A 14118-nucleotide genomic window follows, 5' to 3' on the forward strand; every position below is an offset into this window, starting at 1 on the left:
CATCAGGCCGCAGTATCAGCGCGGCCGACGGCCCTTCGATACGGCTGCCAGCCAGATATTGCAGATGGTATTGGCAAACGATGTGAGTTCAAGTCGTTCGCGATGCACCGCCAGTGCCGCTTTGCCGAGCCGCTCGCGCAATGCCCTATCCTCGACCAACCGGGTCATTGCCGTCGCCAGGGCCTCGACATCCCCAGGCTGCACCAACAGACCGGTCTGCTCGTTGGTGATGATATCCTCGACAGCGCCGACCGGCGTCGCCACGACGGCAAGTCCACCGGCCATGCCTTCGATGACCGAGACCGGAAGGTTTTCGACGAACGAAGGAAGCACCAGAATATCCGCCGATGCGATCAGCGATGCGACTTCGTCAGGTCCCGCCCAACCGGGAAAAGCAATCTGCTCGGACAGGCCGAATTCGGCTGACTTCGTTCGTGCCGCCTCGACCTCCCCCTTTCCGGCGATCGTGGCACGCCATCCTGCGACGGACTTCATGCGGTGCAACGCTTCCAGCAATTGCGGAATACCCTTGTCCCTGACGACATGGCCCAGAAACAGAATATGAACCCTGTCGCCGCCGCCAAGATGCGGGAGTGTCGGGATTTCGGCAGCGTTGGGCACGATCACGATATTTGGTCCAGCGCCTGGCGCGCGGCTTGCTATGAAGTCACGCCAAACTCGGCCCAAAACCACCACGCGGCCGGCGTTCTCGAACATCTGTCGAATACAACGGTTCTTGAAGCTTGGGCTGTCGGTCCAGAGCTTCGGATATCGCCCGCCGTGCAAATGCAGGACATAGGGGATACCGAGCAGCCAGGCGCATTTCGCAATCACCAGTTTGCGATAGGTGCTGCCGAAATCGGACACGTTTATGTGGACGACGTCCACACGCCCGGCAAGACATGCGGCCACCATGCGCAAGCAAAAGGCACTCATGTAGAAGAACGAAAGCGCGACCGGCCCTGAACCCCGGCTCGGAAGAAAGCGAGCGTCGACATCTGTTCGTTGCTGCCGTTCAAGCTCCTTTCGCAGCGCGGCCATGATGCGATCGATACCGCCCTGGCCCGACACGCCTTCAGGTGTCGCGACCATAACGTAGGCTTTTTTATCCTGCATGAAGATACCACGACGTGTTCTGGAGTTTGAATAGCATGGGTCAGGCAAATCCAGCGCAGAGTTTGCCACTAAGGTTTACAATCAATCCTTTAGTTCAAACTGAATCTGTTCACGCTCTGCCGATATAGCTGGATTTCATGCCGGGCAACGGCTAATCAAAGGCGAACTGCCGGGATACGCTTTGCTGCTACGCTCCACACTCATCTATGGCCCAGCAATCCTGCTGACGCGCATCTCAGCTTTGCTCCTGCTCGTCGTCATGACGCGGCTGATCGACCAGACCGAGTACGGCCTGCTTACTCTGGTGGTCACCGTCGGCGAAATGACGGACGTCGCCGTCACCAACTGGCTGCGCATCGCCCTGCTCAGGCTCGGCGGCAAGGGTGATGATGTCAGTCGCGGCAGCCTGAAGCTCGCGGGAGAAGTGCTATTTGGCAGCACGCTGCTGGCGCTGGTCGTTTCCGTGGTTGCTTCGGCGGTGATCGTACCGGAACGCTGGGTCGAGTTTGCAATCGCGGTCTGCAGCTATCTGATTGCCGGCGCCATCGGCCGCTTCGCGTTGACGGTCTTGCAGATGCAACAGCGCCATTCCGTCTACTCGGCGCTTGAATCCCTGCGCGGCGTGCTGCAACTCGTGCTCCCGGTCGCTGCTGCCCTGCTGTTCCACCCTTCGTTTCTGACGGTTTCGCTGAGCTCGAGCCTCGGCGCGCTGATCGCCGGCATCGCGGCATGCATCGTGGCCTTCCGTCATCTCGTCCCCGGCCCGCCGCGCTTTACGCACAGGGAATTCTTTGCGCTTGGCGTTCCACTGGTGGTCATGGCTCTTGCCGGCTTCGGCCTCAACAGTGCGGAGCGGATATTTCTCAAGGTCTACTACGATGCCGGCGCGGTCGCGAATTTCGCAGCTATCTACGTGTTGGCGCGGCAGCCGATCGATATGATCGCCAACGCCATCAATATGGGTGCATTTCCCGAAGTGGTCAGCCGCTTCGATGAGGAAGGGCGAGATGCGTCAGCGCAACTGCTTTCCCAATTGATGGCGCTGATGATCCGCCTTTGCCTGCCGGTAGCTGCGATGCTTATCGCACTCAACACCGACATCACGCGGTTACTGTTGCCGGCGGACTATCACGGCGTCAGCCTGCTGTTTCCGATTATCGCCTTCGGTGTTCTCTGCTCGAACCTTACAAGCTATGTTTATGGCGGCGTCATCCATGCGCACAAGCGCCCATGGCTGCTGATCATCGTGACGTCGCTCGGTTCTGTCGGAACGATCGCCCTCTCCCTGCTGCTGATCCCAACAATGGCGGAAACCGGCGCCGCTTTGGCTCTGGCGGGCGGATCGCTGGTTGCCCTGGTCGCCTGCATTGTGATCAGCGGAAGGCTGATGCCGGTGCCAGTGCCATGGCGCGACATCGCTTTTTCGATTGTCATCTCGCTCGTCACCGGTTTGACCGCTCGTCTTGCCACTGACCTGCTGGGTGATGTGTCGCCCGCACTTTCGCTCGCCATCGGCGGCACGGTCGGTACCGTGGTCTTCCTGGGACAGGTCTGGCTGCTCCATCCGGAGGCCGTGACTCTGCTCCTGGCCAAACTGCGCAGAGCCAACGACGCGCCTAGAGCTTGAACTTTCGGCGCGCGCGCCGGTCCCGGAACTCCCGAAACAGCAATCCGGCATAGGCGGTGTTGGTCTCGTAATAGCGGCGCCACAAGCGTCGCGGCTCCTGGGCGAGGCGAAACACCCACTCCAGTCCGAGTTCCTGGATCAGCACCGGTGCGCGGGCAACCTTGCCGCCATAGACGTCGAAACCGCCGCCGACACCCGTGACAAAGCTCGGCTTGAGCTTGTCCCGATAACGCTTGAGAAAGCGCTCCTTGTAGGGCGTAGGCATGGCCACGAAGAGACAGTCGGCGCCCGAGGCATTGATCGCTTCAACGATCCCAGCCTCGTCCTCGGGCTTGAAATAGCCATTACGCCGACCGGCCACCACGAGGCTCGGGTAATCCCTGGCAAGTCTCGCAGCAACCGCATCGAGGACATATTGTTCGGCGCCTAGCAGGAACGGCTTGTAACCACGCTCCGCGCACAGGCCGAACAGGTTGAGCATCACGTCATAGTTTGCCACGCGTTCCGGCAATGCCAGGCCACAAAGGCGCGCGCCCCAAAGCACGCCTTTGCCGTCGACATTGACCATGTCCGCCGCAGCGATATCTTCGTGCAGTTCGGTGCTCTGCCGCATGCTCACAATCGTGGCGACGTTGACGACCACATGATGCAACGGCCGCCGCGAACGGATCGCCTCTTCGATGATAGCCATTGTTTCGGCCATGGTCAGCGAGTGGATCGGCGCTCCGAGGAATTCGTATCGCCGTGACGCCAGCAAGGGGTGTTGTGCCCATGTCGAGTCTGCCACGCTCATGCGGCCTCCTCTGCGCCTGAGAGTGGCGAGCGGTCGATCCGTGATTTTTTGCCGCCGAAATAGATGCCGGATCTGTCTGTCGCGAGGAACTTGGTCGCCAAAGGTCCGCCACGAGATCTCGAATAACCACCATTAGAGTGACAACGGTTTGGAAAGTACGTCTGCGACCTAATCCTTGACATCCGATTTATGACCAGTCCATGTGGCTTCACTTAATTAGCCTCTTGATTGGAGAGACCAAATCAAGAGATAGCTTAAGTGGTTTGGCTTCTAGAAGAACATATTCAGTTGACCAGTATATTAATTATCAGCCACGCTGACGGATCTCGACGCTGGCAGCATGAACTTTTGGCGCGTTTGAAAGCGGCTGGCCACACGGTTTCCAGCTTCCGCGTAGCGACGCCCATGCCCGCAGTGCATGCATTGGATGCAGTCCTGACGATCGAGAGCTGGCGCTTTGGTCCCTCGCTGGCAAGTCCCTCCGATCCATTGCCGAACAGCGATTCCGGTCCTGCCGATATTGTCATCGATCTCACTGCCAACGCAACGGCCAGCACCATCAGACCAGGCGTGCCGGTCCTGACACTCGAATTTTGCGGCCACAGCACCTTTCCTTCAGGCCTGGTTGAGATACTGGCGCGTAAACGTTTGCCAGAACTTGCCGTTCGCCGCGATGGAGTGACGGTTGCCCGGGGGCGGCCCGTGCTTTGGGATCGTCTCTGGCTGTCGCGCAGCTGCGATGACCTGCTCGCCGGAACCATCTCGTTGCTTGTACAAAGCGTCGCCCGTTTTGCCGCCGGCAAACTCGGACCGGTAACTGATTTGCCGGCTCCGATCACGACAGGCAACGGATTTCTCCGGCACTACCTGCCCCATTTACTGGGGAACCTGAGGGACAGGGCCAGACAAAAATTCAGACTTCGGCAGCGCCCTTTCTATTGGCAGGTCGCCTACCGGCTGATCGACGGGCCTGGCGTCGCAGAAACCGGCAAACTCGACGGCACGCCATTCACAGTCCTCGCGGATGATGGCCACCGCTTTTACGCCGATCCTTTTGTCTTCGAGAGCGATAGCCGGTCCTATCTGTTTGTCGAAGAATTTCCCTACGCGACAGGTCGCGGTGTGATCTCCGTTGCCGAACTGGGAGATGATGGGACGTTCGGTGTACCGAAGGTGGTCCTCGAAGAACCCCATCACTTGTCCTATCCGCAGGTATTCGCTCATGCCGGGGAGATCTTCATGATCCCCGAAAGCAATGCCGCGCACGAACTAGTGCTTTATCGAGCTGAACGGTTTCCGGATCGCTGGACACGCGACACCGTCCTGATGACAGGCAGGCAGTTCAATGACGCGACGCTGCTCGAAACAGATGGACGCTTCTGGCTACTGGGGACCGAGAAATTTGGCTACGGCAATGCATCCGATACGATGGCTGTCTATTCCGCACCGTCGTTGCGCGGCCCCTGGACTGCGCATGCCTTGAATCCTATTGCGATCGATCATTCGGGGACCCGACCCGGCGGTGCCTTTATCCGGCAGAACAACACGCCGGTGCTGCCGGTGCAGAACGGGTCGAACGCCTATGGCGGTGGCCTGGGGCTGATGCAGCTAGACCAGCTCGACGATTCCGATGTGCGTTTCGCCCCGCCCCGCCCGATCGACACGGGTCCGGCCTGGGCCCGCTCGGGCATCCACACGCTCAATCGTGTGGGACGTGTCGAAGTGGTTGACAGCGCCGGCTGATCGCCTCACTCGGCACGGATATGGGGCTTTGCATTTCGACCGGAAACGGAAGCGCTCGGCGCTTTGCTCGTCCACGGATTGCTGTAGGCCAACAGCAACATGACGATCATGGTAATGCTCGGCGCTTTTGACGAAAGCGCATTGTTCGACAACGAAGCAATCAGGAATGTCATGGTGCCGATCCGCGCCGGCAGCTCAACGCCGCGCAGCAATCGGAAGATAAACCAGACGATCAGCGTCATAAAAAGCAACCCCGCCGGCAAACCGAACATCATGGAGATCACCACCGGCGAGCTCTCGATAAAGGGCAGATTAAGCTTCTCGTTGACGACCTTCAGGAGCTCCGCACCATCCATGCCGAAGAAGATCTCTTTCCAGCTGAGATAGCCATACACCTGGTAGATCGTGACGCGCGCCATGAAATTCGCGTCAAAAATCGTATCACCGAAGCGCGCGAGCAGCCCGCCTGCGAACAATGCAGCCACCAGTGCCGCACCAATCGTCAGAGTGAACAACAACACAATGAACTTGGCCTGCCGTTCATGCTTGGGCGACAGGCGCGGCCAGCGCACGAAAAGCAGCAGAATGAGGATTTCGCCGGAAGCGAGGATCAGCGCGGTACGAGCGCCTGAGGCCGCACAGCCAATGTACAACAGCAAGATAGCGCTCAGTCGCACCCACATGCGCCAGTTCGTCACCGCCGCGAAACCGATGGCTGCGGCACAGATTCCCCCAAGCTCCAGCGGGTGCGACGACAGCCCGATCGGTCTGAAAACGGGTTCGGCTTCCTCATAAGGCATCAACCGATGCTGGGTTATCGCCTCTACGGTGGCAATCACGGCGCTTGTGATCAGAAGAACCAGCACGATGTCGCCCAGTGTACGCCGCACCTCTGTATTGAGGCCCAGCATCAGCAGGCCAGCCGCGCCCGCCCCTGCATATCCATCGATGATAAATCCAGAGGCGCTGGCATGTCCGCTAGCAAACAGGAAAGCGACCATCGCAAACATGGACGCCGAAAAATACAGCAGGGCTTTGAACGTCGCGATTTCGTTGCGGTGCAACAAAAACGGCCGACTGAAGAGAACGACGACGAGCATCAGGCAAATCGCATAGGTGCCGATATGCAATTTGACGATGAATGAACCGCCCTCGGTCGTATAGGGAACGAACCTGTTCATCGTCTGGACCGACACGCCGAAGCGAAGCAGAAAAGCAACCGCCGCACCCAGCAGGAACAGAATGGACAGCGCATTCTGGCGGCGCGCCTTGCTGGCCTCCAAACTTTCCAATCCGCCGGCGAGAGAGCTCATGGTCTATCCGTGTGGAGGTATCGAGCAGCCATTCCAGCTCATGAAACCAGATCAAATTTCCGCAAAACGCGGCAGAGCAATTCCAGCAAAAGTGCGCAGCGGTTTTGCGTCCAGATTGCGTAACAAAGAGTCAGAGCTTTTCGGAGAAACCGGAAACGCTCTACGAGACGATGCGACAAGATACACAAACATGGCAAATGGAACATTAACGAACCGTCGGTGCCACGCGTGAAACTCAGCGAATTTTAACCAGTTGATACCATGGTTGGCGAGGCGGATTTCAACATCGAAGACCGCGATCGGATCAAGTTGGCGAGGTACGCCGCAGTCGCGATGAACCGGCTGGGCTCCCCTGCCAGGACACGCGCTCCATGGCGCGCGGCTGATCGACAGCAGACAGCAGGGCACAGTCATGGGGAAACGCATCGTCTTTCACATAGCGAGCCTTGGCGGCGGCGGCGCTGAGCGCGTCTTTGTCCTGATGGCAAACGAGCTGGCCTCCCGCGGGCACGACGTCACGCTTTTTACCTGGAATGCGGAAGGACCCAATGCCGCGCTGCGCTCCGCTGCGGTGCATCTCATCGACTTCGGCCTTGCTGTGAAAGACGCCCGCTTTGGCAAGGTTGCAACGCTGAAGGCGATGATGCGAAGCGCCCGCCTTTTCAGGCGCCTTGACCCCGATGCGGTCTATTGCGGGCCGGAATTCGCCAATCTGGTCATGACGCTGGCGCTGCTGTTGGCGCGAAGCCGCGCAAAGTTCTTTCCGAGTTTCCACGCAGCCGCATCGTTGCCAGCGAGCACGCGCGGCGCGCGCGTGGCGACCTCTTTACTGTCCAGGCTGACGGCTGCACGCACGACCAAAGTCATTGCCGTTTCGGCAGGTGTCGGCCGTGACCTCATCGCCCGCGGCTTTCCCGACACCAAGGTCGTCGTCATCAACAACCCGCTGCCGCCGGCGACGGTGTCCCAGAAACGCTCCTATGCCTGGCAGGAAAGGCTGGCTGCGATGGGCGGAGGTCCGGTCATCGTGACTGCAGGCCGCCTCGTGCCGGTCAAGGATCATCGCACCCTGCTGCGGGCCTTCGCGACCCTGCGCACCAGCCGCCCGGCTCGTCTCGTCATCTTCGGCGAAGGCCCGCTCAACGCGGATCTGCGTACCTATGCCGAGGAAACCGGAATCGCCGCCGACGTGCTCTTTGCCGGCTACGTCAGCGATCCCGCAGCCTGTTATGTTGAAGCCGACCTGTTTGTGCTGTCATCGACGAGCGAAGGTTTTGGCAACGTATTGATCGAAGCGATGGCCGCTGGAGTTCCCGTGGTTTCCACGGACGCACCGCATGGTCCGCGTGAGATCCTCGAGAACGGCCGTTTCGGCCCGCTGGTGCCGGTTGGCGATGCGGCTGCCTTGGCAAAGGTGATGTCCGAAACATTGGAGCGGCCGATCCCTGCCGCCGTCCTGAAAAGCAGGGCCGCGGACTTCGATGTCAGAAAGATCGGCGATCGCTACGAAGCGCTGCTCGACGCATAAGACCAGTACCGCGCACCGTCGGCCCTGAGGACCAGGCATCGTATCATCAGCCCGCGTCCAACATGGAAAACAAAATATTAACCATGTTTCGGTACTCAGGAAGCGTGGTGAATATTAGCAAGGGTTAACACGATGTCCGCGGGTCCCCGCCCTCCTACGTCCGCGGCGGGCGCCGGTATCAGCCCCTATGAGCGGATCGAAAATGCGCGGCGGGCCAGCGCCCAGAAAGCCCAGCAACGCGCTTCGACCGTGGCACGCGCGCTCACATCGGAGCCTGTGATCGCCAACGAACCCGAGCCTGTCGTAACGGTGACGTTGGACAAGATCGGATCCTTTCTCGAACTCGATTTTCGGCGCCTGTTCACCTGGCTACGCGCTGGCCTCATCATGGCATGTCTGCTGGCCATCGTCGGTGGCATCGCCGGCGGTGCTTATGCGCTGCTGGCCAAGCAACGCTACACCGTCACAACGGACATCCTGATCAACCCGGGCAACCTGCAGGTTATCCAGAACGACCTCTACCCTCAGTCCGGCCAGATCGACAGCCAGATCCTGAGTGCCCGCAGCAAGCAGCGTGTCCTGACCTCCAACAGCGTCTTGTCGCGTGTCGTCGACGAGCTCGAACTTTTCAATGACCCGGAATTCTACAATCCCAAAAGCAAAGACGATGACGCAGGAGCCCCCAAGCCCGATCCGAAACTCGCTGCGCTGAGATCCCTGCAAACCAAGGTCAAGACCGCCTCGGATGACAAATCGTTTGTAACGACACTGTCCGTAACGGCGCGAACCGCGGAAAAAGCCGTCGAGATTTCGCAGAAGATCGCCGAAAGCTTCCAGGAAGAACTGGCGAGCACCGACGCCTCCGGAGCGAAGCGGGCGGCGGCAGCTCTCGACGCCAGACTCGGCCAACTCAAGGACGACGTGCAGGCGGCGGAAGAAAAGGTCGAAGCCTACAGGCGCAGCCGTAACCTGTCTTCGAGCAATGGCCAGCTTGTCAGCTCCCAAACCATGACGCAACTCAACGGCCAGATCGTCGAAGAACAGGCACGCGCTGTCGCCGCGAAAGCGAACCTGGACGCCCTGGTTGCCTCGGGCATCAACGGAAGCCCCGCTACGCCGGAAGCGTCAGGGGCACTCGCCCAGTTGCGCGAGAGGGCAAACGGCTTGCGGCAGCAAATCGATTCACAGGCCATGACCCTCGGCCCCCGCCACCCGGTGATTGTCCGCCTCAGGACGGAACTCGGGACAGTGGACCAGCAGCTGAGAACCGAATACGCGCGCACCGTCGAGCAGGCAAAAGCCGATCTCAACAGGAGCAAGGCCTCGCTGGCTTCCCTCAACGCCAGGATGAACGACCTGAAGGGCAGTGTCTTCGACGACAATGAATCGGAGGTCACTCTGCGCGAGCTTCTGCGCGACGCGGCATCGAAGAGCGCGATCTACGAGAGCTTCCTGTCGCGCGCCCGCCAGATCACCGAGCGCGAGCAGATCGACACCACCAACGTGCAGGTGATTTCCATGGCGGTGCCGCCGAATGCACGCTCATGGCCGCCGAGCACCCCCATCATGATCGGCCTGGGCGCCGTGGGTGGTTTTGTGCTCGGCATGCTGCTGGCGATTGCCTTGGGCATCCTGCGGGATATGCGCAACCCGCCAAGCCGCCCGGAAACCAATGCCGGCCTGGCCTGATATCCGAGCGTTTCCGCTCTCACGGAAACGCTCTATCTATTTGTTTTATGAGATTCCGAGCGCAAAAGCGCTGCACATTTGTGCTGCAGACTGAGCCAACCCTCTTCTCTGGATGGGCTCATTCCTCCACGACAGCCATCACCGACACGCAATCCCCTGCCTTCACCAGTCCGGGAAAATGCCGGGCTGCGAGCAGACCGGAAATCTTCGCCCTGACCTCCTGCGGCGACTGCCCGGTGCGGCCGGTCGAATGGATGCGCGCGACGACCGCGCCAGCGTCGATCGGTTCACCGAGATCGACCATCGTCTCGATCATGCCGTCCTCCTCGGCAAAGCAGAAGCAGTCGCCGGACGGCATGTCGAGCCAACGTGTCGGCAGTCTCTCGACAGCACCTTCGACGATACCTTCATGGCGAAGCACATTCAGGATGCCGCGCCTGGCGATGCGCACCGTCTCGGCGCGTGAGGTGCCGCCGCCACCGAGTTCGGTGGTGACAAAGACCTTGCCCATCTCCTCGGCCGCCGTGTCGTACATGCCGACCGCATCGATCTCGAGCATCTTCATCGAAAAGGGCGCGGAGAAGGCGTCGACCGCTGCGAAGGCGCGGGCCTCCTGTTTCTTGTCTGGCAGGATATGGGCGGCGCAGAACGGCACGAAATCCAGCGTGCGCCCGCCGGAATGGAAATCGAAGACGACATCGGCGCGGGGCAGCAGTTCACGCTGGAAGTAGTCGGCGATCTTCTCCGTGACCGTGCCGTCGGGACGGCCAGGGAAGCTGCGGTTCATGTTGCCCTTGTCAATCGGCGAGGTCCGCGTGCCGGCGCGGAAGGCCGGATAGTTCATCGCGGGCACGATGATCACCGTGCCGGAAACCGCTTTCGGATCGAGCGTGCGCGCGAGTTCATAGAGCGCCAGAGGACCTTCATACTCGTCGCCGTGATTGCCGCCGGTGAGTAGCGCGGCCGGGCCGGCGCCGTTCTTCACCACACAGATCGGGATCATCACCGAGCCCCAGGCGGAATCGTCGCGGCTGTAGGGCAACCGCAGGAAGCCGTGCTGGACGCCGTCGCGACCAAAGTCGACGGACGCGGATATGGGAGAAGGCCGTGACATCGTCAGTCCTTCACCACCAGCTTGCGCGGCACGTTGGCCAGGCACTCGACCCCGGTCTCGGTAATCAGGATCGATTCCGTGATCTCCAGACCCATCGTCTCCAGCCACAGTCCGGTCATGAAATGGAATGTCATGCCAGGCTTCAGCTCGGTGCGGTCGCCGGGGCGCAGGCTCATGGTGCGTTCGCCCCAGTCCGGCGGATAGGAGATGCCGATCGGATAGCCGGTGCGGTTATCCTTGACGATGCCGTATTTCTTCAACACGGCGAAGAAGGCGTTGGCAATGTCCTCGCAGGTGTTGCCGGGCCTCGCTGCCGCCAGGCCGGCTTCCATGCCTTCGAGCGTCGCCTTCTCGGCGTCCAGGAAAGCCTGCGTCGGCTTGCCGAGGAAGACCGTGCGTGAAAGCGGGCAATGATAGCGGTGGTAACAACCGGCGATCTCGAAGAAGGTGCCCTCGCCCGCCTTCATCGGCTTGTCGTCCCAGGTGAGGTGCGGTGCCGACGCATCCTCGCCCGACGGCAGCAGCGGCACGATCGCCGGATAATCGCCACCGAAGCCATCGGCGCCGCGGATGCCGGCATCATAGATCTCGGCGACGAGATCGCATTTGCGCATGCCGACCTCGATCTTGTCGACGATACGCTGATGCATTGCTTCGACGATGCGGGCGGCCTTGCGCATGTAGTCGATCTCGGTCGCGCTCTTGACCGCGCGCCGCCAGTTGACCAGCGCGGTCGCATCGACGAAACGGGCATTGGGCAAGTGCTGCTGCAGCGATGCGAAGGCCTTGGCCGAAAACCAGTAATTGTCCATCTCGACACCGATCCGCTTGCCATCCCAGCCGCGCTCGGCCAGCAGGCCGGCGAGATAGTCCATCGGGTGGCGCTCGGTCGACTGCACATAATGGTCGGCATAGCCGATGATGTTGTCGTGGTTCAGGTAGGCGGTGCGTTTGGCGCCGTTGGCATCCTGGCCACGTCCGTACCAGATTGGCTCGCCATGCGGCGGCACGATCACCGCCTGATGCACGTAGAAGGACCAGCCGTCATAACCTGTCAGCCAGGCCATGTTGGAAGGGTCCGAGCAGATCAGCACATCGATACCCTTGGCCTCCATCGCCGCGCGTGTCTTTGCGAGGCGTTGCGCATACTCCTCGCGCGAAAACTTCAAATTGGGCTGCATTCTTCCAGTTTCCTCGTTTTGGCCCTTGGTGGGGCCGCATCAGCTTTCAAAGATTGTTCCGGCACCCGCCGCCCTCGCCCGATCCCGCGCCAACGTGGCGATGGCGGTGTCCTGCACACCCGTGCCGGTGAGATCGGCAAGCGTGATATCGTTTGCGGTACGCCGGCCAGCCTTGAGGCCGGCGACGATCTGGCCAAGCTCGGTGACCACGCCATCGGTCGCCATCAGCCCTGCATCGATAGCGTGGTGCAGTTCGCCGAGCCGCCGCGTCTGCCGGGCGCTGTCGGCAACGTAGAGATCGGCCATGCGGATCACCGCCGGCGCGATCTCGTTCTTGTGTTCGGCGTCGGAGCCCATGGCGGTGATGTGCTGCCCGGCCGAGACAAAGCCGGCGTGGATCAGCGGTTCGGTCGCCGGCGTTGTGGTGACGATCACGTCAGCCCCCGTTGCCGCTTTCGCCGCGTCGGGCTCCGCCCGCACATCGATGCCCAGCCGCTCGCGCAGTTCGCCGGCGGCCATCTCCGCCTTTGCGCTATCGCGCGCCCAGATGCGGACTTCGGTGATCGGCCGCACCAGCTTCAGCGCTTCCAGTTGCAACTTCGCCTGCATGCCGGCGCCGAAGATGGCAGCTTTCGTGGCATTGGGCCGGGCAAGATGTTTCGCCGCGACCGCGCCGGCGGCGGCTGTGCGGATATCTGTGAGATAGCCGTTGTCGATCAGCAGCGCCTCAGTGACGCCGGTCGCCGCCGACAGCAGCACCATCAGCCCATTGGTGCTGGGCAGGCCAAGCGTGGGGTTGTCAAAAAAGCCCGGACTGATCTTGATGGCGAAAGCATCGATGCCGGGCACATAGGCCGTCTTCACGTCGACTTCGCCGCGATGCTCGGGAATGTCGAGCCTGAGTATCGGCGGCATCGCCACCTTTTCCGTGGCCAGCGCGCGGAAGGCATTTTCCACGCAGGCCACGGCCTCGAGATCGAGCTTCACGAGGCGGCGCAGGTCCGCTTCGGTGAGGATGGTCATTGGCTTCATGCCGCCAGCTCCTCCTTGCCGCATACGATGTCGCGATGCCGGCCCATGTCGATGTTGCGGCCGGACAGCACCAGCACGACCGGGCCTCGCGGCCTGACCTTGCCGGCCAGGAGCGCCGCAATGCCGACCGCGCCGGCGCCCTCGACGATCTCGCGCTCCTGGCTGTAGGCGTGGGTGATGCCGGCGGCGATCTCCGCTTCGGACAGCAGCACGACATCGTCGAGCAGGTCGCGACACATCGAGAAGGTCAGCTGGTTGTCCAGACCGATGCCGCCGCCGAGCGAGTCTGCCAGGGTCGGCACTTCCTCGACCTGGACCGGCCGTCCGGCATCGAGACTGGCTTTCATGGCCGCGCCGCGCTGCATCGAAACGCCGACTATCCTCGTGTTCGGCCTGGTGCCTTTCACAGCGGCGGCAATGCCTGCCGCAAGCCCGCCGCCAGACAGCGGCACCAGCACGGTCGCGACGTCGGCAACGGCACTGACGATCTCGAGCCCGAGCGTACCTTGCCCGGCGATCACCGCCGGATGATCGAAGGGCGGCACCACGACCAGCCCTTCTTCCGCGACCAGCCGCTCGACCTCGACCTGGGCATCGTCCTGGCTGTTGCCGACGATGCGGATCTCGGCACCGAGACGGCGAATCTCCTCGACCTTGTTGACCGGAACCAGCCTGGACATGCAGATGACAGCGCGCATGCCTTCGAGCCTCGCGGCAAAGCTGAGCGCGCGGCCGTGATTGCCGGTCGAGGCGGCGACGACGCCACGTTTCCTGTCTTCGGCGTCGAGCCACGCGATCGCATTGGAAGCGCCGCGCAGCTTGAAGCTGCCCGTCGTCTGGCGATGCTCGAGCTTGAGGTACACCGGGACATCGAGGCGCTCTGACAGGGTGACGGAGGCTACGGCCGGCGTTGCAGCGATCTTGCCCGCGATGCGATCACGCGCGACCAGGATATGCTGGAAGGTGACTGTATCCATGGCTG

At 61.3% G+C, this 14118-nt stretch carries 12 protein-coding genes; 4 read left to right on the forward strand and 8 right to left on the reverse strand.

The window, feature by feature from the left end; all coding sequences use genetic code 11:
• Positions 1 to 15: 15 nt before the first annotated feature.
• A complete protein-coding gene (locus tag AC3WTO_RS30605; protein WP_492464960.1) occupies positions 16 to 1116 on the reverse strand; it encodes a glycosyltransferase family 4 protein in 1101 nt (366 codons plus the stop codon).
• A 181-nt stretch (positions 1117 to 1297) separates the two neighbouring features.
• Between AC3WTO_RS30605 and AC3WTO_RS30610 the strand changes: the two genes are divergently transcribed.
• Positions 1298 to 2743: a lipopolysaccharide biosynthesis protein gene (locus AC3WTO_RS30610; protein ID WP_492464961.1), complete on the forward strand. Its 1446-nt coding sequence runs from the start codon at positions 1298 to 1300 to the stop codon at positions 2741 to 2743.
• Here AC3WTO_RS30610 and AC3WTO_RS30615 read toward each other — a convergent pair.
• On the reverse strand, positions 2733 to 3536 hold the full coding sequence (locus AC3WTO_RS30615) for a WecB/TagA/CpsF family glycosyltransferase (protein WP_492464962.1): 804 nt from the start codon (positions 3534 to 3536) through the stop codon (positions 2733 to 2735). The genes AC3WTO_RS30610 and AC3WTO_RS30615 overlap by 11 nt on opposite strands.
• A 258-nt stretch (positions 3537 to 3794) precedes the next feature.
• Here AC3WTO_RS30615 and AC3WTO_RS30620 point away from each other — a divergent pair, with 258 nt between their 5' ends.
• Entirely contained in the window at positions 3795 to 5279 is a 1485-nt protein-coding gene (locus AC3WTO_RS30620; RefSeq protein WP_492464963.1) for a glucosamine inositolphosphorylceramide transferase family protein, read from the forward strand.
• A gap of 5 nt (positions 5280 to 5284) precedes the next feature.
• Here the strand turns inward: AC3WTO_RS30620 and AC3WTO_RS30625 are convergent, their stop codons facing one another.
• Together AC3WTO_RS30625 and AC3WTO_RS30630 are read right to left on the reverse strand one after the other, a co-directional pair.
• Positions 5285 to 6592, reverse strand: coding sequence for a VpsF family polysaccharide biosynthesis protein (locus AC3WTO_RS30625; RefSeq protein WP_492464964.1), 1308 nt, complete (start codon positions 6590 to 6592; stop codon positions 5285 to 5287).
• A 51-nt stretch (positions 6593 to 6643) separates the two neighbouring features.
• On the reverse strand, positions 6644 to 7006 hold the full coding sequence (locus AC3WTO_RS30630) for a hypothetical protein (protein WP_492464965.1): 363 nt from the start codon (positions 7004 to 7006) through the stop codon (positions 6644 to 6646).
• Here AC3WTO_RS30630 and AC3WTO_RS30635 point away from each other — a divergent pair.
• Together AC3WTO_RS30635 and AC3WTO_RS30640 are read left to right on the forward strand one after the other, a co-directional pair.
• Complete coding sequence (locus AC3WTO_RS30635) at positions 7005 to 8120, forward strand: glycosyltransferase (RefSeq protein ID WP_492464966.1); 1116 nt, start codon at positions 7005 to 7007, stop codon at positions 8118 to 8120. The genes AC3WTO_RS30630 and AC3WTO_RS30635 overlap by 2 nt on opposite strands.
• Before the next feature lie 132 nt (positions 8121 to 8252).
• Positions 8253 to 9809 carry a GumC family protein gene (locus tag AC3WTO_RS30640; RefSeq protein ID WP_492464967.1) on the forward strand — a complete coding sequence of 519 codons (1557 nt, stop codon included), beginning with the start codon at positions 8253 to 8255 and terminating at the stop codon, positions 9807 to 9809.
• Between the two features lie 118 nt (positions 9810 to 9927).
• Here the strand turns inward: AC3WTO_RS30640 and doeB are convergent, their stop codons facing one another.
• From doeB to eutB, 4 genes are read right to left on the reverse strand one after another with little or no spacing between them, the layout of a single operon-like run.
• Positions 9928 to 10923, reverse strand: coding sequence for a N(2)-acetyl-L-2,4-diaminobutanoate deacetylase DoeB (gene doeB / locus AC3WTO_RS30645; RefSeq protein ID WP_492464968.1), 996 nt, complete (start codon positions 10921 to 10923; stop codon positions 9928 to 9930).
• Between the two features lie 2 nt (positions 10924 to 10925).
• The gene (gene doeA / locus AC3WTO_RS30650; protein ID WP_492464969.1) at positions 10926 to 12104 is read right to left on the reverse strand and encodes an ectoine hydrolase DoeA; all 1179 of its coding nucleotides are present in this window, start codon (positions 12102 to 12104) and stop codon (positions 10926 to 10928) included.
• 39 nt (positions 12105 to 12143) lie between these two features.
• A complete protein-coding gene (locus AC3WTO_RS30655; protein ID WP_492464970.1) occupies positions 12144 to 13136 on the reverse strand; it encodes a cyclodeaminase in 993 nt (330 codons plus the stop codon).
• On the reverse strand, positions 13133 to 14113 hold the full coding sequence (gene eutB / locus AC3WTO_RS30660; RefSeq protein ID WP_492464972.1) for a hydroxyectoine utilization dehydratase EutB: 981 nt from the start codon (positions 14111 to 14113) through the stop codon (positions 13133 to 13135). Before eutB ends, AC3WTO_RS30655 begins: the two co-directional genes overlap by 4 nt.
• Between the last annotated feature and the right edge of the window lie 5 nt (positions 14114 to 14118).

It is taken from the genome of Mesorhizobium sp. EU05-FHT14A09, assembly GCF_058790995.1.